This window comes from Rhodococcus sp. NPDC056743, from assembly GCF_042790355.1.
Classification (GTDB): Bacteria; Actinomycetota; Actinomycetes; order Mycobacteriales; family Mycobacteriaceae; genus Rhodococcus_F.
Map to the genome: position 1 here is coordinate 80,971 of NZ_JBHTZI010000015.1, position 20,335 is coordinate 101,305.

At 59.0% G+C, this 20,335-nt stretch carries 22 protein-coding genes; 12 read left to right on the top strand and 10 right to left on the bottom strand.

Translation table 11 applies throughout. From position 1 onward, the window contains the following. Window positions 1–163: 163 nt before the first annotated feature. Window positions 164–763 carry a hypothetical protein gene (locus tag ACFRFQ_RS28930; protein ID WP_378665047.1) on the bottom strand — a complete coding sequence of 200 codons (600 nt, stop codon included), beginning with the start codon at window positions 761–763 and terminating at the stop codon, window positions 164–166. A 1,124-nt stretch (window positions 764–1,887) separates the two neighbouring features. Here ACFRFQ_RS28930 and ACFRFQ_RS28935 point away from each other — a divergent pair. The 4 genes from ACFRFQ_RS28935 (at window position 1,888) to ACFRFQ_RS28950 (ending at window position 6,052) form a co-directional block, all read left to right on the top strand. Further along, complete coding sequence (locus ACFRFQ_RS28935) at window positions 1,888–3,555, top strand: sodium:solute symporter family protein (protein ID WP_378665077.1); 1,668 nt, start codon at window positions 1,888–1,890, stop codon at window positions 3,553–3,555. A 27-nt stretch (window positions 3,556–3,582) separates the two neighbouring features. After that, window positions 3,583–3,714, top strand: a complete 132-nt coding sequence (locus ACFRFQ_RS28940; protein ID WP_221937744.1) for a putative transporter small subunit — start codon at window positions 3,583–3,585, stop codon at window positions 3,712–3,714. A gap of 104 nt (window positions 3,715–3,818) precedes the next feature. Continuing rightward, the gene (locus tag ACFRFQ_RS28945) at window positions 3,819–4,262 is read left to right on the top strand and encodes a MarR family winged helix-turn-helix transcriptional regulator (RefSeq protein ID WP_172936855.1); all 444 of its coding nucleotides are present in this window, start codon (window positions 3,819–3,821) and stop codon (window positions 4,260–4,262) included. After that, the gene (locus ACFRFQ_RS28950) at window positions 4,259–6,052 is read left to right on the top strand and encodes an AMP-dependent synthetase/ligase (protein WP_378665048.1); all 1,794 of its coding nucleotides are present in this window, start codon (window positions 4,259–4,261) and stop codon (window positions 6,050–6,052) included. Before ACFRFQ_RS28945 ends, ACFRFQ_RS28950 begins: the two co-directional genes overlap by 4 nt. On the opposite strand, the gene ACFRFQ_RS28955 is transcribed toward ACFRFQ_RS28950, so the two are convergent. Both ACFRFQ_RS28955 and ACFRFQ_RS28960 read right to left on the bottom strand, forming a co-directional pair. Then, the gene (locus ACFRFQ_RS28955) at window positions 6,049–6,429 is read right to left on the bottom strand and encodes a helix-turn-helix domain-containing protein (RefSeq protein ID WP_378665049.1); all 381 of its coding nucleotides are present in this window, start codon (window positions 6,427–6,429) and stop codon (window positions 6,049–6,051) included. The genes ACFRFQ_RS28950 and ACFRFQ_RS28955 overlap by 4 nt on opposite strands. A 123-nt stretch (window positions 6,430–6,552) precedes the next feature. Then, a complete protein-coding gene (locus ACFRFQ_RS28960) occupies window positions 6,553–6,819 on the bottom strand; it encodes a helix-turn-helix domain-containing protein (protein ID WP_378665050.1) in 267 nt (88 codons plus the stop codon). A 221-nt stretch (window positions 6,820–7,040) separates the two neighbouring features. Between ACFRFQ_RS28960 and ACFRFQ_RS28965 the strand changes: the two genes are divergently transcribed. Then, window positions 7,041–7,265, top strand: coding sequence for a hypothetical protein (locus ACFRFQ_RS28965; protein WP_138872666.1), 225 nt, complete (start codon window positions 7,041–7,043; stop codon window positions 7,263–7,265). Window positions 7,266–7,317: 52 nt separating this feature from the next. Here ACFRFQ_RS28965 and ACFRFQ_RS28970 read toward each other — a convergent pair whose 3' ends face one another. Further along, on the bottom strand, window positions 7,318–8,373 hold the full coding sequence (locus ACFRFQ_RS28970; protein ID WP_378665051.1) for a 2,3-butanediol dehydrogenase: 1,056 nt from the start codon (window positions 8,371–8,373) through the stop codon (window positions 7,318–7,320). 203 nt (window positions 8,374–8,576) lie between these two features. On the opposite strand from ACFRFQ_RS28970, the gene ACFRFQ_RS28975 reads away from it, so the two are divergent. Further along, entirely contained in the window at window positions 8,577–9,647 is a 1,071-nt protein-coding gene (locus ACFRFQ_RS28975; protein WP_378665052.1) for an MBL fold metallo-hydrolase, read from the top strand. A gap of 17 nt (window positions 9,648–9,664) precedes the next feature. Here the strand turns inward: ACFRFQ_RS28975 and ACFRFQ_RS28980 are convergent, their stop codons facing one another. The 3 genes from ACFRFQ_RS28980 to ACFRFQ_RS28990 form a co-directional block, all read right to left on the bottom strand. Continuing rightward, window positions 9,665–10,018, bottom strand: a complete 354-nt coding sequence (locus tag ACFRFQ_RS28980) for a UBP-type zinc finger domain-containing protein (protein ID WP_378665053.1) — start codon at window positions 10,016–10,018, stop codon at window positions 9,665–9,667. Between the two features lie 62 nt (window positions 10,019–10,080). Further along, window positions 10,081–11,520, bottom strand: coding sequence for an ATP-binding protein (locus tag ACFRFQ_RS28985; RefSeq protein ID WP_378665054.1), 1,440 nt, complete (start codon window positions 11,518–11,520; stop codon window positions 10,081–10,083). Between the two features lie 9 nt (window positions 11,521–11,529). Then, window positions 11,530–13,206, bottom strand: coding sequence for an FAD-dependent oxidoreductase (locus ACFRFQ_RS28990; RefSeq protein WP_378665055.1), 1,677 nt, complete (start codon window positions 13,204–13,206; stop codon window positions 11,530–11,532). 208 nt (window positions 13,207–13,414) lie between these two features. On the opposite strand from ACFRFQ_RS28990, the gene ACFRFQ_RS28995 reads away from it, so the two are divergent. From ACFRFQ_RS28995 to ACFRFQ_RS29010, 4 genes are all read left to right on the top strand, one after another. After that, window positions 13,415–13,909 (top strand): DUF3558 domain-containing protein, encoded by a 495-nt coding sequence (locus tag ACFRFQ_RS28995; protein ID WP_378665056.1) that lies wholly within the window; start codon window positions 13,415–13,417, stop codon window positions 13,907–13,909. A gap of 61 nt (window positions 13,910–13,970) precedes the next feature. Further along, window positions 13,971–14,333 carry a hypothetical protein gene (locus ACFRFQ_RS29000; protein ID WP_378665057.1) on the top strand — a complete coding sequence of 121 codons (363 nt, stop codon included), beginning with the start codon at window positions 13,971–13,973 and terminating at the stop codon, window positions 14,331–14,333. A gap of 1 nt (window position 14,334) precedes the next feature. Next, entirely contained in the window at window positions 14,335–14,853 is a 519-nt protein-coding gene (locus tag ACFRFQ_RS29005) for a DUF3558 domain-containing protein (RefSeq protein WP_378665058.1), read from the top strand. Between the two features lie 20 nt (window positions 14,854–14,873). Further along, window positions 14,874–15,215, top strand: a complete 342-nt coding sequence (locus tag ACFRFQ_RS29010; protein ID WP_378665059.1) for a hypothetical protein — start codon at window positions 14,874–14,876, stop codon at window positions 15,213–15,215. A gap of 56 nt (window positions 15,216–15,271) precedes the next feature. On the opposite strand, the gene ACFRFQ_RS29015 is transcribed toward ACFRFQ_RS29010, so the two are convergent. Next, window positions 15,272–15,733: a 6,7-dimethyl-8-ribityllumazine synthase gene (locus ACFRFQ_RS29015; RefSeq protein WP_138872674.1), complete on the bottom strand. Its 462-nt coding sequence runs from the start codon at window positions 15,731–15,733 to the stop codon at window positions 15,272–15,274. 46 nt (window positions 15,734–15,779) lie between these two features. Beyond that, on the bottom strand, window positions 15,780–16,292 hold the full coding sequence (locus tag ACFRFQ_RS29020; RefSeq protein WP_033236034.1) for an Lrp/AsnC family transcriptional regulator: 513 nt from the start codon (window positions 16,290–16,292) through the stop codon (window positions 15,780–15,782). 209 nt (window positions 16,293–16,501) lie between these two features. Here ACFRFQ_RS29020 and ACFRFQ_RS29025 point away from each other — a divergent pair, with 209 nt between their 5' ends. Both ACFRFQ_RS29025 and ACFRFQ_RS29030 read left to right on the top strand, forming a co-directional pair. Then, on the top strand, window positions 16,502–17,620 hold the full coding sequence (locus ACFRFQ_RS29025; protein WP_378665060.1) for a Glu/Leu/Phe/Val dehydrogenase: 1,119 nt from the start codon (window positions 16,502–16,504) through the stop codon (window positions 17,618–17,620). A gap of 150 nt (window positions 17,621–17,770) precedes the next feature. Continuing rightward, window positions 17,771–18,889, top strand: coding sequence for a methyltransferase (locus tag ACFRFQ_RS29030; RefSeq protein ID WP_378665061.1), 1,119 nt, complete (start codon window positions 17,771–17,773; stop codon window positions 18,887–18,889). Window positions 18,890–18,900: 11 nt separating this feature from the next. On the opposite strand, the gene ACFRFQ_RS29035 is transcribed toward ACFRFQ_RS29030, so the two are convergent. Beyond that, on the bottom strand, window positions 18,901–20,247 hold the full coding sequence (locus ACFRFQ_RS29035) for a hypothetical protein (RefSeq protein ID WP_378665062.1): 1,347 nt from the start codon (window positions 20,245–20,247) through the stop codon (window positions 18,901–18,903). Window positions 20,248–20,335 lie beyond the last annotated feature (88 nt).

A 20,335-nucleotide genomic window follows, 5' to 3' on the forward strand; every position in this document is an offset into this window, starting at 1 on the left:
CGTAATCTGTGCACGGCGCTGATCGGCATTGTATGAGGTTTCAAACGTCCTGGCATCGGGTGCATTTGCAGGTCTGTGTCAGGCATCAGCTCCAGCACACGGATGCAACTCAAAATGCGTTCCGTGCCTATCTCCATCGAGGACGACCAGCATGGACGTATGCCTACTTGTTGGGCGTCGACGCGACTTCCTTGATATCGATCTCGCTCTCGGCTGCGTCATCGCCGCAATCACAGTCACAATCGTCGCCGCAGCCACCGGTGTTGCATTCGCCGGCGTAGCTGTCGTCATCTTCGTCGCAGTCGAGAGTGCCGCCGAAGGACTCTGCAAAATCGTCGTCGAGTTCGTGAGTGAAGGCGTGCACCTCGTCGACCAGGTTGAGTAGATGCTGCGGAGCGAAGGGATCCGCATCAAGCATTGTCGAGACCAGCAGGTGGTCGCCGCTGAAGGCGAAGCGCAGGCGCGGCCATTCCTGTGCGAGTTCGATCAGCTGCGTTGCAGCATGGGCAGGATTGCCGAGGCCGGTGAGAACCGAGGACCAGACGTTGATCTGCGGGCCGTCATCCGCGACCGTCACGTAGACCACAAACCCGTGAACCGGGACGACAATGTCGCCGTCGTCATCGGTGTCAGGCTCGCTGCCCAGCAGTTCAGCAAGAGTCTGAGTGCACAGGCGAACCAATTCGTCGCGCTCGTCCGTCACCAGGGCAATGGCGCCGTTGATGTGGAGGGGCTGGTCGGCGGTCGTGTCGTGGTCGCTCATGGATCCTCGTGTTCTGTGCCAGTCCGAGCAGGCGCTTGGCACTGTTTTCGTGCGGTGGGTGTCAGGTCTACGGTAGTCGGCGATAGCAATTGTCCGCTTAGTGGATGATCAAGAATGTTCGCGTCGGCTCGTGCTGACCGGAACCAAACAGCCGCAGAACGATGTAGCTCGAATCCCGGAAAATCCGACAGCATTGTGGCAGTGAGTATCTCGGCCTATCGGTAGGAAGATCTAGTCTCCGCAATCGACGGGGCAGCTATAAAGGTTGGGGAGTGCATCCGATACGAGTACAACGTCCGTGCCCGGTGGAGCCACACGTTGGTCCTCGATGAGATTGTCGAAAACCAGCCGATTGAGGCGCCGTCCTGTCTCAGCGGCTAGAGCGCTTTGTTCTCATAGAGGCCGACGCGGCAGTCGCAACGGCAGTAGCGCTCGATGTCGGTTCATTTTCGCACCGAAACTATTTGCCGCAGTTGACAAAGCGGAGCTACCTAGTGGATATGACAACTACTTCGAGGTGTTGCGTCCGCCCGAGCTGAACTTGGTTGGAACAGTGCATGGATCGACACCACTGCCGGGAGTGATTCGCGAACAGCAGTGCTCATTGACGTCGCAAAGACGCTCAAGTTGGTCAGCGACAGCCGGAGTACGACTCGACGACGACGATTGGACCTGGATTGTGCGCGACACCCTCCGGTACCTGCGAATGATCGCGAATGGTCCTGTCGAAGTAGTGGGCAGATCAGATCGAGCGCTGATTTCAATTGATGCCGAGTTGTTATATGCGCTGGAAGCGCGTGATTTTTCGGTGTCCGTCTCCTGAATCTTTTCAGGCGGGAAAATGTCTGAGTTTTTGTTCGAAATTGCCGTCATGCTAGGGTCGATTCTCAGTTGTTGAATTGCGTGGTCGAGCCAAAAGCTTGCGCAGAAGATTTATTTTGTGGAGGTTGGGTTTCGAAAAAGACGAAGTGCATGTTGCTAGTCAATTGAATATGTGACCGGTGTGGGTATGACGGTCGCTCCTAGGGCGTGCAGAATCGAAGCGCAAAGCTCCTGAACAGGGGTTTTTGCGCGTTTGTTCTGCCGATTATGTGCGAAGGATGTGGCGTGTGACGGGGTCCGACATGGTCCAGTTCAGTACATTGGTAATTGTTTCACTGCTTGTTGCTTTTTATGGTGGAACTTTTCTGATTTCTCTTCGTATCGGTAAGAAGCAGGAAAATGCCGACGGTTTTATGACTGCCGGAAATAAATTAGGATTTGGTGTTTCGGCTGCAAGTATGACGGCCACCTGGATTTGGGCGTCGTCGATGTATGCATCCGCCACTTCCGGCTACACCTACGGAATCTCCGGCCCTATCCACTACGGTTTGTGGGGCGCGTTGATGATTCTCTTTATTTATCCGTTTGGCCAGCGAATTCGCAAAGTGGCGCCGAAAGCCCACACGCTGGCCGAGGTCATGTACGCCCGGCACGGACGCTCGAGTCAGTTGATGCTCGCAGGCTCCAATATCGTCGGCAGCCTCATCAGCTTGATGTCGAACTTCCTCGCTGGTGGTCTGCTGATCGCGCTGCTTTCCCCGTTCAACTTCATTCAGGGTGTCTTCATCGTTGCGCTGGGCGTTTTGCTGTACACGCTGTGGTCGGGTTTCCGCGCTTCGGTGCTGACCGACTTCGTGCAGTTGATCGGAATGCTTGGTGCGGTAGCAGTTTTGGTGCCGTTCATCTTCTTTGCCGCAGGGTTCCCCGCGGCCTTCGAATCCGGCGCAGGCAACCTCACTGCTGAGCAGGGCAACTTCTTCTCGAGCGTCGCCTTCTTCGAACAGGGTGCGCCGTACATCGCGGCAGTTCTCGCTTACGCGATTGGCAACCAGACCATCGCTCAACGTCTGTTCGCGGTTCGCGAAGACCTGATCAAGCCCACCTTCATCACTGCCACCGTGGGGTATGGAGCAACGGTCATCGGTGTCGGGATGCTGGGCGTTCTCGCGCTGTACCTCGGAATCGAGCCGATGGATGGTGACGTCAACAACCTGATTCCGCAGATGGCCGCGTCGTACCTGCCCGGGATCTTGCTGGCTGTCTTCTTCGTCATGATCGTGGGTGCATTGTCATCCACCGCGGACTCTGATCTCGCGGCACTCTCATCGATCGTGATGACCGATGTTTACGGTCAGGCGGTCGCCGGCAAGGCTAATGCCAACCCACGGCGGATGCTGCTCATCGGCCGCGTGACGATGATCGTTGCGACAGCCGCGGCTATCTCCCTGGCAAGTCTGCAATTGAGCATTTTGGATCTGCTGGTGTTCGTCGGCGCGCTGTGGGGCGCTTTGGTGTTCCCGGTTATCGCGAGCTTCTATTGGGGGAAGGTCACCAACAAGGCGTTCACCGTGTCGGTGCTCGTTGCTCTTGCCGCGTTCCTGCCTGTCCGATTCAGTTGGGTGCCGATGGATGGGATGTTCGGGATTCTCTCCGACATCGTTTCCGTGATCGGTATCGGAGTGGTCCTGGGGCTCATGGCCTTTGGATTCTTCGGGCTCAAGGTTGCGCAGATTGTCGGCGGCCTGGCGATCGTGCTGTCCGCGCCGTTTGCGATCGGGTTCTTGCACGACTACCCAACGCTCAGTGGATCTTTGGTGGCTTATGCCGTGAGTACCGTCGTGTGCTTTGCGATGTCTGTCAATCAGCGCGAGACGTTCGACTTCGAACTGATCAAACAACGGACAGGGGACTTCGACGACGACGAGTTGCCGCACGACGACGCTTCTGCCCTGGGCGCGTCCGGAAAGTAATCGTCGAGACAATTGGAAGGGGCTCGAATGAGCACAGCTCTACTGACCATTTACGTTCTGATCTGGCCGGCGTTGGTCCTGGTCGTCCTGGGAGTCATCAGCAAGGGATTCTTCAAGGATTGGGCGGAGGCTCGCCGGAGCGGTGAAGATCTGGTGTAACTGTTGACCGCCGCCACCGACGCTCTTGTTGCCGGTGGCGGCGGTCATATTGCGTCGGACACAGGGGTCGGCGTTATAGTTGCTCAGTGCAACACAACGGGGCAATGTCGCTCACCGGTCCACCAGCCGTCCATGACGAGCTGGTGCACCTGACGCGGCAGCTGATGACAGGCGATCGACAATCCGACGATCAGCCGTCCATCGCGCAGCATTCTTTCCTCTCCTTTATCGGCCGCCACGACGGCTGCCGGGCCACGGAGATCTCCGACGTCTTCGGCGTCAACCGCTCGACTATCTCGCGCCAAGTGCGCGGTTGCATCGACGCAGGCTGGGTGTATGCCGATCCCGGACCCGTTCGCCTGGGTAATCCGCTCCACCTCACTGACGAGGGTCGCAAATACCTCGACGCCGCCGACGCGCGTCGACTCGACCAAGTTGTCAGCAGGCTGCACGATTGGAGTGAGTCCGAGATCGAGGAATTCGCCCGTGCACTTCACCGCTTCAGAATCAGCACAGAATCGCAGACCGACGGAGATGACACCCTGTGAGTGAGTACAGCGCCAAAGCCCAGTTCACCATCTCCGACAACGAGTCGGTGGTGCATACCGTCTTCACTCACGCCGAGCGCACCCCGAACCTCACGGTGTTCTCGAGGCCGATAGGCGACGGGTGGGTCGACGTATCGGCGAAGGAATTTGCCGAGCAGGTCATGGGCGTGGCAAACGGGTTGATTGCCGCCGGTGTCCAGCCAGGCGACCGCGTCGCACTTCTGTCTGCCACCCGCTACGAGTGGACGCTGTTCGACTTCGCCATCTGGGCGGCCGGCGCTGCCACGGTTCCGATCTACGACTCGTCATCGAAGGGCCAGGTTGCCTGGATCCTCGAGGATTCCGAGTCTGTCATGGCCATCGTGGAGACTGGGACGCACGAGCAGCTGTTCCAGGATGCGCCTCCTAGCCTCCGCGCTGTCATGCAGATTGACGCCGGCGCAGTTGCGGAGCTGACAAAGCAGGGCATCGACGTCGACGAAACCGAGCTGAAGAAGCGGCTCGACGGTATTCGCGCCGACGACCTTGCCTCCCTCGTCTACACATCCGGTACGACGGGACGGCCGAAGGGCTGCATCCTCACTCATCGGAATTTCCTGTCCGAGGTTCGGGGCATTCTCACTGCGTCGATCGGTAAGGTCGCGGTTCCGGGAAACCGGGTTCTGACCTTCCTTCCCCTCGCCCATGTGCTTGCTCGTGCAGTGTCTTTGGCGACGTTCGAAGCTGGTGCTGCGCAGGCGCATTGGTCTGATTTTTCAAACATCACAACTCAATTCGAGCGCTACAAGCCCAATACGATCCTCGGCGTCCCGCGTGTCTTCGAGAAGGTTCGCGACGGAGCCGCGCGGAAGGCGGAGTCCGGCGGCAAGATTCCCGGTGCCATCTTTGCCTTCGCGGAAGCAACGGCCAAGGAGTACAGCCAGTCTCTCGACCAGGGCGGCCCGTCCCTGGTGCTCAAGGCGAAGCATGCCGTCGCCGACAAGCTTGTCTTCTCGAAGCTGCGCGCAGCGCTTGGCGGAGAATGCTGGTTCGCCATTTCCGGCGGCGGCGCACTCACACCGGAACTCGGCCACTTCTTCCGTGGGCTCGGCGTTCCGATCTACGAAGGCTACGGACTCACCGAAACCACTGCAGCTCACTGCGTCAACATTCCCGGTGCTCAGAAGATCGGAACCGTCGGACAGCCGATGGGCGGCAACGGCGTTCGTATCGCCGAAGACGGCGAGATCGAACTCAACGGGGGAGTGGTCTTCAAGGGTTACTGGAAGAACGAGAAAGCCACCGAAGAGTCCTTCGACAACGGCTGGCTGCGCACCGGCGATCTTGGTGAACTCGACAGTGACGGTTACCTTTCCATTACGGGCCGTAAGAAGGACCTCCTGGTGACGGCTGGCGGCAAGAACGTTTCACCCGGCCCGATGGAAGACCGGATCCGCTCTCATTCCATCATCTCGCAGGCGGTGGTCGTTGGCGACGGAAAGTCTTACGTCACGGCGCTTCTGACAGTTGATCCCGAGGTGTTCGAGAAGTGGAAGGCAGACAACGGCAAGCCCGCCGAGGCAACTGTCGCTGAATTGCGTGACGACAAGGATCTTCGAGCAGAGGTGCAGAAGGCGATCGATGACGCTAATTCGGCTGTCTCACATGCCGAGTCGATCAAGAAGTTCGTCATTCTCGATCGGGATCTCACCGAGGAAGACGGCGAAATGACGGCGACGCTCAAGATCAAGCGAAACGTAGTCGTCGACCGTTTCTCCAAGGAGATCGAAGGCATGTACACCAAGAGCTAGGCGCGCTTGGGGAACTGCTCGCGGTAGGCCATGACATCGTCGAGCCGGAATCGGCGGTGGGTTCCGCGTAGCTCGATCGGGAGCTTGCCGGCATCGGCAAGCTTGCGGACATACGTGTCGGAGACGCCGAGAATTTCCGCGGCCTGTGACGTTGTGAGCAGCTCGGCCACGGCGCCGAGCGCGACGCTGTCACCGTTGGCGAGGTAAGTCAGCAGCGCTACGACGGCATCGCCCACTGAAGGTGGGATGTCAATTGTCACGCCGTCGATCGCGAGCGTCGTCGTGCTGGTTGAGGTTTGAGCGAGCGCGGACAGCGCGGTCTTGATCTTTTCCGCGTCGGTGCTACCGACTGCTGAAATTACGTGGTCAATGCTCATGTCGAGCTCCGATCGAAGTTGTTGTCACATCAGTGTTGTCAGGCGGCGAAGTAAGCCGGTGAGAAGTGCTGATGTAGACGTCTGCATTTCCGATTTCCGTCAACGTCGTGCTGCGAGGGCCGCTCATCGAGGCATCTCAACTTCGGCAATCGGGATTGGCTGCAGGCGAAGTCCGAGGGCGTCAGCAATTTCGATGATAGATGCCAGCTTCACGGATCCAGTGCCATATTCGAGCGATTGAATGCTGGATCGGGACACCCCGGCTAGGTCGGCGAGTGTTTGCTGGGTGAGTCGGAGTTGGACCCTACGTTCGGCAAACAGCTCACCGATGCGTGCAATTTCAGGCATAGGACTGCTGCGCGTCGGTGAACTTCGACGTGGCTGACTCATTGCCGCTCCTATGCCTTATTTTGCAAGCATAAGTCCGGGTGGCGTCGCAGAGCAATCTCAAATGCTCGTTATGCAAGTAGTTTCATCGCCGGCTTTCAGAGCAGCCTGATCGGAATTCAATTCGTTTGGAGAGAAGCGTTTTCGAGTGTCGCTCGAACCTAACTCCCAATATTGGTGTGACTCGACGTAGCATCCTGTGTGTGGCTAGACGATCGGTAACAGTGAGATTTGATTCAGAGGAACTGGAGGCTCTCGAGGCTCTCCGGGAGCTTACGGGCGCGGACATATCCAGCGTTGTGCGCGAGGCAGTCATCGAGCACGCAAAGCGATGTGTCCGGCAGGCGCCGCCGCGCGATATCGGCGACAAGCGCAAGTCTCTGACCTTGAACGATGCCTTCGCGCGATACTCGGCGATGTGTGTTGAGCAGGAGCGGGAAGCCTCCTAAACCAAGGAGCGGTGGAGACGTGACGTCCCCACCGCATTTCCCAGTTGTTGAATTATGAACGAACTAGAATCTTGACCGCTGTGTCGTTGTGTTCGATCAAGGTTGTGAAGCCTTCGGTAATCAACTCTTCGAGCTGAATGCGTCCGGTGATGAACGGCGCCAGATCGACAACTCCGTCCTGAACCATCTTGATGACGGCTTCATGATCACGCACGTACGCGATTGTTCCGCGTAGATCGATCTCTTTGAGGACCAGTTTCTGCATGTCGATTGTCGCCGGCTTGCCCCAAATTGACACGTTGACAACCACTCCCGCGGGTCGAACGGTGTCGAGCATAGTGTCGAGCACCGCGTTGACCCCGGCACACTCGAATCCGAGATCCGCACCGATGCCGTCGCTGATCTCGAGAACGCGCGCCTTCACATCTTCGGAGCTCGGATCGATGACATAGTCGGCGACACCGCTGGACAGTGCTTTTTCCTTGCGGGCACCGCTGAGTTCCGTGACGATCGTGGTTACGCCAAGGCCCTTGAGTACTGCGGCTACAAGCAGCCCGATAGGTCCGGCGCCTCCGACAATCGCGATGTCGCCACTTTGGGCGCCGCTACGAACTACGGCATGGTGGGCAACGCTCAACGGTTCGATCAGCGCAGCTTCGTCCAATGGGATGTTTCCGATTTTGTGAATCCAACGACGGTCGACCACAACCTTTTCGCTGAGCCCGCCACCGCCGCCGGCCAATCCGATGAATCCCATCTGAGTACAGAGGTGGTAGTTCCCGGCCTTACACGGCGCACATTCGTTGCAGACGAAATACGGCTCGACGACGACGTTTTCGCCTACCTCGACGTCGGTCACGCCTTCGCCGACTTCCTCAACTGTGCCCGAAAATTCGTGCCCCATCGTGACAGGCGCGTTCTCATGAGAGAGGGGGTGAGGGTGACCCGGCGCCGAGATGAAGATGGGGCCTTCGAGGTACTCATGGAGGTCTGTACCACAAATTCCGCACCACGCGACCTTCAATTTGACGGTCCCGGGCCGTACTTCGGGCTCGGGAATGTCTTCGATTCGGATGTCTTTCTGACCGTGGAACCGTGCTGCCTTCATAGATCCGCACCTCACTTCGTTGTGAATCCGCTGGTAGATCAACGTTAGGACTCCAGTGATGGGGTGTGAAGGGTTGCAATGGATTGCAATGGATTGCAATGTGTGAAAGCCGGGAGAGCCTCCCGTGCGTTCAACGATGTCGCCGCGGACCTGAGAATGCGGAATGAAATTTGAGGAGCGTACGCACAACATAGACTGCAGTCATGTTTTCGAACGAAGTTAGCCGGCGGACCTTTGTCGTGGGAGCTGCCGCTGCGGCTGCCTCAACCCTTGTGGTGACCCAGGCGTCGGCCTCCGTTCCCGTGTCGGTGAGTCCGACTATCGCTGCGCGCCAACGTTTCTTCGGCTCCGAGAATGTTGATCCGTCGACTGGCGAAGTGGACCCGTCCAAGACGATTCTCTCCTGGTTTGGTGTCACGAATTTTGCAATGGCCATCGCCGGCAACGTTCTTCTGCTGGACGCGTGGGTTCCACGAGGCGAGTTCTCGAACTACGTTCCCACCAGCCCCGAAGAGTTGGCCGCGCTGGAGCCGAGTCACATTCTGATTGGGCACGGGCATTTCGACCACGCGGCAGACGCTGCCGAAATTGCATCGCTCTGTGGAGCAACCATCGTCGGCACCGACGAGCACTGCAGCCAGATCGCCGGGCAGGCCACAACAGAACTCCGCACGTACCCGCTGGGTTCTGATCGAACTGACTTCCTGTTGTCTAACGGTGTTGCAGTACATACCGTTCGGCACCTGCACTCCGCGCTACGGGCCCCGCGAGGAGAGCAACCGCCACTCGTTCTTGTGCCGGATTTCAGTCCGGCCATCGAACACCCGCCGACACCTCACGACACCGCGCACCTGGCGTCGCATTTCAGCGACGCCGAGGGCGGATCGTTGCTGTACCAGTTTGTGGTCGGTGACTTCGTGCTGACCTGGCACGACAGCACGGGTCCGCTGTTCACCGACGCACCGGAGATCCTGGACGCCTTGCGTGCCTTGCCGGCCTCCACGGTTCAGATCGGGTCTATCCAGGGCTACAACCAGTACACGAACGGGCTCAGTGATCCGCTCGACTACATCCGGGCGCTGCGGCCGTCTCTTTTCGTGCCGGCGCACCACGACAATTGGCTCGCACCGCTCTCCGCACCGGCCGTCGCCTACGAAGAGAGATTGCGCCTGGCACTTGCAGGCTTGCCGACGTCCCCCGAACTGCGACTACTTACCGACCCGGCAGACTATGTTCAGCCTTCTCGGCTCACCTTCGACATTCCGGTGAAATGACGGACGTCGTCTCGGAGTCAGTGGATGTGTTGTTGCCAGTCGGCTGGCACTCGGCCCTCCGGACCTGGAGTGGGCTGGCTGGTGGGATGAGAAGTGGGCGGGGCTAATTCAGGTCCGTCGTAGGCTTCCTGGGTTTCGAAGCTCCAGAACCAATCCTCGCCAGGCTCGAAACTCTGCATGAAGGGATGCTTGGTGGCAGCTGCGTGAGCGCTGGCGTGTTGTGACGGGGATGAGTCGCAGCATCCGATGTGACCGCACTGAGCACATCGACGCAAATGCACCCACCAACCGCCAGTTGCGTCGCATTCCACGCACCCGGCACCACTCGGCGGCACGCTCGGATCAATTCCAGCTGGAAGTCCGTCAGTCATGGTCAGTCCCTTCGTTGAAGTGGCTCTGCTTCATTCATCGTGCGCGCCGAGTGGGGTGTGCGCTACTCGGCGTCGTCGACGTGGTTGCGTTCTGGTCCGGATATGGGCAGAAGGACGCGGAAGCGGGTGTCTCCAGGCTCGGATGTGACCCGGAGTTCACCATGGTGTTTACCGACAACGATGCGCCACGAAATATCCAGGCCCAAGCCCGTTCCTTCTCCGACAGGTTTGGTGGTGAAGAAGGGCTGGAAGATTCTGTCGATGACGTCGTCGGGGATTCCTGATCCGGTGTCGCAGATCTCGATGCAGACTCGATCACCATCCCGGCTGGTGCGAACAGTCAAGGTTCCAGTGCCGTCCATGGCGGCGACGGCGTTGTCGATCAGGTTGGTCCACACTTGATTGAGTTCGCCGGCGTAAGCATCGATGGGAGGCAGAGTCCGGTCGTATTCCTTGACGACGGTGATGTCACCGATCTTCTGTCCCAACATGATCAGAGTGCTGTCGAGCAATTCGTGAACGTCGACAGTCTGAAAAGGAGCGCGGTCCATTTGCGAATACTGTTTGGCCGCACCGACAAGCGTGGAGATTCGTGTGGTGGATTCTGCGATCTCGTTCATCAGCAACTCGGACTCGATGGTGTAGTTCAACCACCGAATTGCACCCTCGAGTACAGACTCGTCCACGGCTGCGGCAACATTCTCGAGCCAGTCGGTATCGAGGCCTGCCTGTACGAAGGTTGGTGCTAGGTCCCAACCTTCGCGGATGGAATGTTCCTCGAACCATTCGCCCAGCGAGTCCTCCCGATCAGATGCTTCAAGTGGAGTGAGCGTCGGAGCCTTGGCAACAACTTCGGCAACTTCTTCTTGCATACGCATGAGGGCGACAAGCGCGTCGCGATCGTAGAAGCCTGTAGCAATCATCCCCAATTTGTGGCGCATTCCGGCAACTCGCTCGCGCAACGACGCAGTGGCTCGCACTGCAGCAGCGGCAGGATTGTTCAGTTCGTGGGTCAATCCGGCAGAGAGGGATCCGAGGGCGAGGAGACGCTCACGCTGATCCATGATCTGCCGGGTGTTCTGGTTACCGAAAAACACTCCTTCGAGAAGATGAACCGCCATCGGGAACCATTCGCGCACTACCTCACCGAACTTGTCGGCATCGAGAACAAAGAACGTCGACGGCTTGGTTACCCGCAGCGACGCCGAATAGATTTGCGGCACGCGGTCGCCCAAGTACGACGTCCAGCCGCCGGAGTAGACGCCTCGCTGGGAGGTGCGCACCATCTCGATATCTTCGCCGCCCGAGAGTTTCGACATGATCAACTCGCCCTCGATCAGGACGTAGAAGCACGACGCCGGGTCGCCTTCGAGATAGACCTGGCCGCGGTCGATCTCAGTGATATGACCACTCTGGCAGAGTGTTTCGAGTTGATCGTCGCTGAGCTTCTCGAACAGAAATAGTGTGCGAAGGAGTTCTGGACTGCATTCTGGAACAGGCATCAAATCTCCCTATTGTTGAGCGAGATAGCGGTGGACGAACATCACGGCCATCGCTCCTTCGCCGACAGCCGACGCGACCCGCTTGGCTGATTCGGCATGCACGTCGCCGGCGACAAAGACTCCGGGAACGCTGGTTTCGAGGTGGTGGGGTGCTCGATCGAGGGGCCACCCTTGCGGTGTGATGCCATCGGAAGCAAGGTCAGGGCCGGCCAGGACAAACCCGTGGCTGTCCCGCACGACGACATCCTTGAGCCAATCCGTCAGCGGTGCTGCGCCGATGAAGATGAACAGCCACTGCGCGTCGACGGTCTCTTCGGTGCCGGTTGCTCTGTTCAACAGCGTGATTCGCTCGAGATGATCGTCGCCGTCAGCCGCGATTACTTCGGTGCACGCGCGGACCGAAATCTTCGGGTTCTTCTCGATCTGCTGAATCAGGTAGTAGGACATGGACGCTTCGAGTGAAGCGCCACGGATGAGTATTGTTACGGATCGCGCTCCGCGTGAAAGATAAACAGCTGCTTGGCCTGCGGAGTTCGCCCCGCCCACGATGTAGACGTCCTGCTCGCTACAGCGGGCGGCTTCGGTGACGGCAGACCCGTAGTACACGCCTCGGCCGGTGAAGGTGTCGAGACCGGGAGCCGAAAGCTGGCGGTACGAAACACCGGTAGCCAAGATAACCGAGTGCGCGTCGACGGACGTGCCGTCGTCGAAACGAACTGTGCGAGCAGACCCGTTGATCTCGAGACCCGTCACATCGCGGGCTGTGATGACCTCGGCGCCGAACTTTGATGCCTGCCTTCGTGCGCGATCGGCCAACTGTGATCCGGAAACGCCGTCGGGGAAGCCGAGATAGTTTTCGATACGAGAACTTTGACCCGCCTGCCCACCGGTGGCGCGTCGTTCGATGAGGACTGTCCGCAAGCCTTCGGAGGCTCCATAGAGCGCCGCACCCAACCCTGCGGGCCCACCGCCGACGACAACCAAATCGTAGAAGTCCTCCGATAGGGTTGTGCTGAGGCCGAGCTTGTCCGCGAGTTCGGTATCCGTCGGCTCGACCAGTACGTCACCATTGGGAGCAATGACGACGGGAAGGTTCAATTCGTCGGCTCCCGCGGCCGCAAGGAGTCGTTGTCCCTCAGGTTCATCCGACATGTACCAGCGGTAGGCAAGTTGATTGCGCGCCAGGAACTCTCGAACATCCGAGGATCGACCAGACCAACGATGGCCGACGACTTTGGTCTCCTCCGTGGGGTGGTGGCTGGAGCCGGCCCAGGCGTCAAGGAGGGCGTCGATGACCGGGTAGAGCTTTTCTTCCGGAGGATCCCAAGGTTTGAGCAGGTAGTGATCGAGGTCGACGACGTTGATGGCGTCGATCGCGGCATCAGTATCTGCATACGCAGTCAGAAGGACGCGTCGAGCTATGGGGTAGAGATCCATTGCCTGTTCGAGAAATTCGATTCCGCTCAAACCGGGCATGCGGTAGTCGGCGACGATAACGGCGACAGCGTCTCCACGAAGCTTCATTTCGCGCAGAGTTTCGAGCGCCTGATCGCCCGATTCGGCGCGGATGATCCGATATTTCTCGCCGTAGCGTTTACGAAGGTCACGGACGACGGCCCGGGAAACACCGGGGTCGTCGTCGACGCTAAGGATTGCTGGTTTGGCAGGTGCTTTCGGCGTGCTCACTCGGTGCCCTCCCGGCGTTGTAGTCAACCCCTCCAGTATGCGACCGTCGCGAGCAGCGTCAATCGCTACAGATGCGCTGGAAGCGAACAGGTCGATGTGAACTGGGAATTAGTCGGTAACGGGAACCGATCCGGCTTCTGGCGCATCAAACAGTGTGAGTTCATACCGAAGGGGGCCGATGAGAATGTCGATGGGGGGTCGGCTTCTCATGGCAGGGATGTTGGTATGGGCTTTGGCTGGATGCGGCTCAGCCGTGGAGGGGGAGGCTGAGCCGCTATCCGGTCAAGAGGGACTATTTGATCCGTGTACGGACATTCCGGACTCGGTGATTGGGGGAGTGGGTCTTGATCCGGCGACTGAAAGCGTCGATATTTTTGGCGTCGAACAGCCTGGGTGGAAGATTTGTGCGTGGGACGGATCTTGGTATGGATTAAGCATTCTGTCGACTCGCTACACGACTGGCGACATTCGCAAGAATCCTGACTACGTCGACATCGTTGACGTAGAAATCGACGGAAGGACGGCGATCAGGTACCGGAAGGAAACCGACGCGGTGGGGGAAGGCTGCTACGTCGTGTTCCCGGCGGATCAGGGATCAGTTTGGATTCGCGTTCAAAGCACTGGATTAGAGCCACAAGATATGCCGAGTTGCGACATGGCGATGGCCCTAGCAAAGGATCTCGTGACCTACTTACCGCTTTGATCTCAAGTCGGAAATCGAGTGAACAATCCAGCAGTTCGAGGGCTAGGCCAAAGGGGGCGCAATGACTTGGTCAGAGTGGGCGGAGAACGTGGGAGATCCGCAGTTGGCAGTTGATCCGAACGTCGCTCGACAATTGGCTGCAGCATGCAAGACGTTGCTGGGCGAATTCAAAGACATGAAATTGAGATTGAGTGATTTGACCGATGCCTCTGGGATGGGAAGCCTGGAATCGGGACGTGCACTGGCAGAAAAGTTCTCAAAGAAAGCAGTTGGTGGCGAGGACTCGTTGGAGAAGTCGCTTCTCAGCCACATCGCTGTGGTGAAGGAGATGCGAGCCTACTTTCAAGCCTGCGTCGACCGTTATGAATCCGTAGACGTGGATAGTGCGGGCCGGCTGGCACGGCATGAAGTATCGGGATCTTAGAATGGCGCTGCTTCGAGTTATGGTGGCGGCGCTGATCATTGGGTTGCTTACAGTGAGTTGTGGTTCAACCGTTGTAGGCGAGCCTGAGCGTGCATCTGGTCAGGAGGGTTTGTTCAACGCCTGTACGGACATTCCGGACTCGGTGATCGAGGAAGTGGGTCTCGACCCGTCGACGGAGCTCATCGATATTGACGGTGTCGAGCAACCCGGATGGAAGATGTGTATGTGGAAATCGTCGTGGTACTTCTTCACGATCATGTCGACAAATTACACGCTTGATGATGTACGGAACAGGCCGGATTACATAAAATTCGATGAGTCGATAATTGGTGATCGAGTCGGGCTTTGGTTTCGGCGGGAATCTGACGAAACGATCGACGGATGCTATCTGGCGTTTGCGGAATCTCGAGGTTCGGTGTGGCTCAACATCGAAGCAAAAGCGGGGACACCACACGAAGGCTCAACCTGTGAGCTTGTCGAAAGTTTTGCATTGCAACTTGCTTCGTCCTTGCCCCGATAAATCTCCGAGAGGTAGGTCAAATGTCGAATCAGGACACCGGCAAACTGTTCGTCGATCCAGACGTGGCTAAACCAATGGTTGCAGCCTGTAACGCGTGGATAGATGAACTGGGGCTGATGGTCGTGCTCTGCGAGCGGCTCAGCGACGTCAAGGGCATGGGCACCCTACAGTCAGGTCTCGATCTGGCCGCAAAATTCTCGCTTAAAGCGCGCGCCGGCGAGGACTCGTTGGAGAAGTCACTCGACAGCCATATCGCCGTGGTGAAGGAGATGCGAGCCTACTTTCAAGCCTGCATCGACCGCTATGAATCCGTGGACGGGGAGAACGCAGCCATCCACGCGAAGTTCGAGATCCCTGGATAGGCACAAAAAATCTCGCTGAGCCGGAGGGCATCCGACTCAGCGAGACTGTGGAATGACTAGGCGGTCGGCAGAGCCTTCAGCGAGGTGACTGTGGCGTCGACAGCGCGAGCGGCTTCGGCACCCTTCTTCACGAAATGGGTGCTGAAGTAGTCGACATGCTCAGCATGCTCATGGAAGTTGTGCGGCGTCAGAACGACGGAGAAGACCGGCACATCGGTATCAAGCTGCACTCGCATCAAACCGTCGATGACGGCTGTCGCCACAAAATCGTGGCGGTAGATGCCGCCGTCGACGACGAGACCAGCAGCAACAATTGCCTGGTAACGGCCCGTCTGCGCCAAACGGCGAGCGTGCAGCGGGATCTCGAAAGCGCCCGGCACCTCGAAGAAATCGACTGAGTCGCGGGCGTACCCCAAGCCGACGATTTCGTCTGTGAATCCGTCACGTGCACGGTCCACGATGTTGCGATGCCACGTCGCCTGAATGAACGCGATGCGCTGTCCCTGGATGTCACTCATAACGACAAAACTACTGCACCAGGAAGCGTCGTCGCGAATGCGCGTCTCAATCCTGCTGCCGTGGGAACGCTGTGGAGCGCCCCCAGCCTGCATCGTTGGTGAGGTGCTCGAGCAGTGGCTGGATTCGATAGGGAAGTGGATTGGTCAACGCGATCGTGGTGGTGGAATGCGTGACACCCGGAAGGCTGACGATCTGCTCGGCCAGCTTCTGCAGCGCCGCGTGGGTGGAGGTGGCCACGCGCACCAGTAGATCCTCGCGTCCCGTGGTGGCGTGAATTTCGATCACCTCGGGCAACTCGGCCAGGCTCCTCGCGATGGCACTGATCTTTCCCTGCTCCAATTCGAGTCCCACAAATGCCTGAATGGGAATACCGACTTCGGGGAGATCGAGATTGGGGCGGAAGCCGGTCAGAATTCCGCCCGATTCCATCCGCTTCATTCGGGCCTGAACAGTGTTGCGGGCGACCCCCAACGAGTTGGCGAGTTCGGCGACACTCATGCGCGAATCCTTGCTGAGCAATCCGAGTAGCTGGACGTCGAGCTTGTCGATGCTGAGCATTTTGTGAACCTTTCTTCAGTGATCGAGGTCACTGGATGATCGTATTGCTTAGTTCAATAGATTTGCATTGACCAAATCGTAGCTCAGGAAGAGCATTGGTTCTACGAATTGCTCAGCGGGACAGTTTGCGTAGATCACTGTACCCATTGACGGTTCGTCTCGATCTCACGCCTGTGTCGTACAAGTCCTTTGGAAAGGTCTATCTCACAATGACTCTCACCGCCGAGCCTGTGAACTCCACCCACATCTCCGACGACACTGCCGGCGTATTCGATCGCGCAGACTATCTTCGCGATTACCCGCACGAGCAGGTGAGCTTCTTCCAGGATCCGGCGAGCGGACTCAAGGCGATTGTTGCAATCCACTCCACGACGCTCGGGCCGGCGCTCGGCGGAACCCGCTTCTACCCGTATGCAGACGAATCTTCCGCTGTCACAGACGTTTTGCGGCTCTCTCGCGGAATGACCTACAAGGCCGCAATCGCAGGTGTTGATCTGGGCGGCGGAAAGGCCGTCATCATCGGGGACCCGGCAACGGCAAAGTCCGCCGAATTGCTCGGAGCCTACGCAAAATTCGTTCAGACACTTGGCGGCCGCTACATCACGGCCGGAGACGTGGGAACCAACTCGGACGATCTCGACGTGATCGGGCTGGGAACCGACTTCGTGGTGGGGCGCAATGCGAAAGCGGGCGGCTCGGGTGACAGTGCGCCGATGACGGCTCTCGGCGTTTTCCAGTCGCTGTTGGCTGCGGCCCAGGCGCACTGGGGCTCGCGCGATCTGACCGGGAAGACGGTGGGAGTCGAGGGCACCGGCAAGGTCGGGTACGAACTCATCAAGCTGCTCCTGGCCGACGGCGCGACCGTGCTGGCAACCGATGTCAACGCGGCAGCACTCGACCGTGTGAAGGCGGATTTCCCGCAGGTGCAGATCGTGGACGGTGTCATCGACGCCGACCTCGATGTTTATGCACCTTGCGCAATGGGGGCAACACTCTCGCACGACTCGGCAGCGGCAATCAGTGCCGCGGTGATTTGCGGCGCAGCCAACAATCAGCTGACCGAACCCGAGGTCGAGTCCGTTCTGAGCGAGCGCGGCATCACGTGGGTACCCGACTATGTCGCAAACGGTGGTGGTCTCATCCAGGTTGCGGGTGAGCTGAAAGAGCATACGGCTGAGCAGGTCAAGGCTCAGGTGGAGAAGATTTTCGACACCGTCACCGAGATTCTTGCGAAGTCGAAGGCAGAAGCAATCCTCGCGGGTGAGGCAGCGGACGCCGTCGCAGAGGCTCGTATTGCACAGGCGGTTCGTTCGCGCACGGCGAGCTGAGGCGCCCCGCGCAAGGTCAGTAATCCGGCCGGTCCCGGCTAGTGTGGAACCAGACAAGCAGATGTGCAGAACTGGAACACGCGAGCCGGGACCGGCCGCAGTGCGTCGAACGCCCTATCCGCTCCATGTCCGACGCCGGAAGGGCCTTTGATGACCGAACAGTACGTTGTGTGGACCGAGAACGATACCGAGCGCCGCGCGCTCTGGGGTTCCACGAGTGGGGCACCGGCCCCTAAACGAATACTGGTCGCGGACGACACGATGAAGGCTGACGAAGCCTACCGATTGGCGTGCGAGGGAACAGCCCTTCTGTGGCGCGGTGACTTCCAGAATGCGCGTCAGCTGTCCAGGGCCGTGGCAGCGCGGATGGACCGCAAACCGCGCCGAGACTCGGATGATCCGGCCCAGGCCTTCCATCTTCACCGCCAAACGCAGGGTCGACGCGCACAGATTCTCGGGATGCTCCTGATTCCTCTCGATGCGGATCTCTCGATTCCATTGCGTCGAGCTCCCGACGCGCACACGGCATTCACCGAGGCATTCGGCGTCACGGATCAGCCTTCGGTTCGTTCGCTGCGTGATTTGTTGGGTGCAATCGGCGCACACGAGTGGAATCGCAAAGGAGTGTTGATTCCCGCGTTGAACGCTCGGATCCATCCGGCGTTCGGAGTGTTCTCACCCGTGCGCGGCGAGTACATCGATCTGGTGGCCGCAGCGCCATTGCCGTCGACCGACAGCGCTTTCGACATCGGTACCGGCACCGGGGTGCTGGCCGCCGTTCTCGCTCAGCGCGGTGTCGCACAAGTGACGGCGACGGATCAAGATCCTCGGGCCCTGCAGTGCGCGCGGTCCAACCTCGACAGGTTGGGTTACAGCGATCAGGTGACGGTAATCGAGGCCGATCTGTTCCCCGAAGGTGTTGCGCCACTGGTGGTTTGCAACCCGCCGTGGATTCCCGCCAATGCAACCTCGCCGATCGAGTACGCGATCTACGACCCGGCCGGAGCTATGCTGAATGGCTTCTTGACGGGAGTTGGCGCCCATCTCGCCGAGGACGGCGAGGCCTGGTTGATTCTTTCCGATATCGCAGAGCACCTGGGCTTGCGCACGCGCTCGGAACTGCACGCGATGATCGCGGCCGGCGGATTGACCGTAATAGATCGCATCGACGTCAAACCGACACACGCCAAGGTAAGTGACCGAACGGACGCTCTGCATGCCGCGCGTGCGCGTGAAACCACCTCGTTGTGGCGGCTTCGTCGACGCTGAATTTTCCTAGGTCAGGACGGGTCGTCGAACAGCGTTTCCTGAGTGGGATCGGCAAACAACCCCATCTGCTCCGGCTGCGGTTTTGCCGGCGGGTCAGTCTTGGCATCGGGCAGCACGACCAGACGAAGTGCTCCGCGCAGTCGATCGACCATGCGCTCCCACGTCCCGACCTGATCGTTGAATCCGGCAGCTTCGTCGGCGTCGTCACGGCTGTGTGCGTCGACGGCCTGGCTCCGCAACTGGATCTGCCACTCGTTGCTGATGTGGAGCAACTGCAGGATCAGGTCGCGATCGCGGCCACACACGTCGGCGACGGCCTCGAGGTCATCGGCCACGTCGAGGTCGAGATGAAGCAGTGTCTCGAGTTCCGGCGGCAAATCCTCCATGGTGAGCTCGGGTTGCGATGTGCCCGCCTCGCCGCCTTTGTTCGCGAAGAAGAGATCGCCGCCCAACCGTGACGCGAATTCGTCGTCGACGGTACGTAGGAACGACGTCAACGAGGCGCATGTATCGGTGAGATGTTTGGGCACAAACGGTGAGCCTGCGACTTCGAGGAAGACGGACAACCTGTCGTCGATCAGAACGAACTTGATCCGGGACCATTTGCGGTTGAGGTCAGCGATGACCTCACTGGCGCGTGTGCGATCGCTGATGTCCTGCACGAGCGGTGAGAACAGTTGAACGTCAAGCGAATCCGAGAGCGGTCCGACGAACATGACGGTGGAGCCGACACGAATGGGGATGTCTCCGTCGCTGTCGCGTTCGGGGAGGCTGCCGAGCATGGGGACGAGGGCAAGGGTGACAAGTTCTTTGAGATGGTCGACGTCGTTGGGCATGTACGCCGCAGATGGATCGAGGAGCGGTAACTCGTCGACGGTGGTGATGGACGGATCGAAGTCCGGTGTCAGCTGGTTGCCGGTGAGATCACTGGACAGAAAGGCCGGGTGGTGGACGCCGAAAACGGTGCGAAATGCCGCAACGGTCATCGATGCCAGTTGGTCCGACCAGTTCTGCCGCTTGTCCACGCAGAAAGCGGGGGAGCTGTTGTCGGTATCGGGACCGTCCGACGGGGGAGCCCAGCCGAGCGCGACGAGCGTCTCGAGACCGGAATCGTCGAGGGCAAACCGCGGGTGCAGGAAATTGTTGGAGGGAACCTCGCATCGCACCATGTCGGTGTCCCAGATCAGGAACTGGACACAGGGAGCGCCGCCTTCCGCGGTGTCGATATCGGAGGTCGCAGCCTCGACAGCAAGGACGTCGCCGTCCACCATGATCGAAATGTGGTCGGCCAGGCGTGCCTGAAATTCCGCCCACGCTCGGTCGACACTGATATCGAGGTCGAATCCGTGCACGGCCATCAGTCACCTCCTAACGCAACGCTGAGACCTATACGGTAACGCGAGGTGCCGACAAAGCAGCTGTTTGCAGGCAGAGGATGTAACGGCG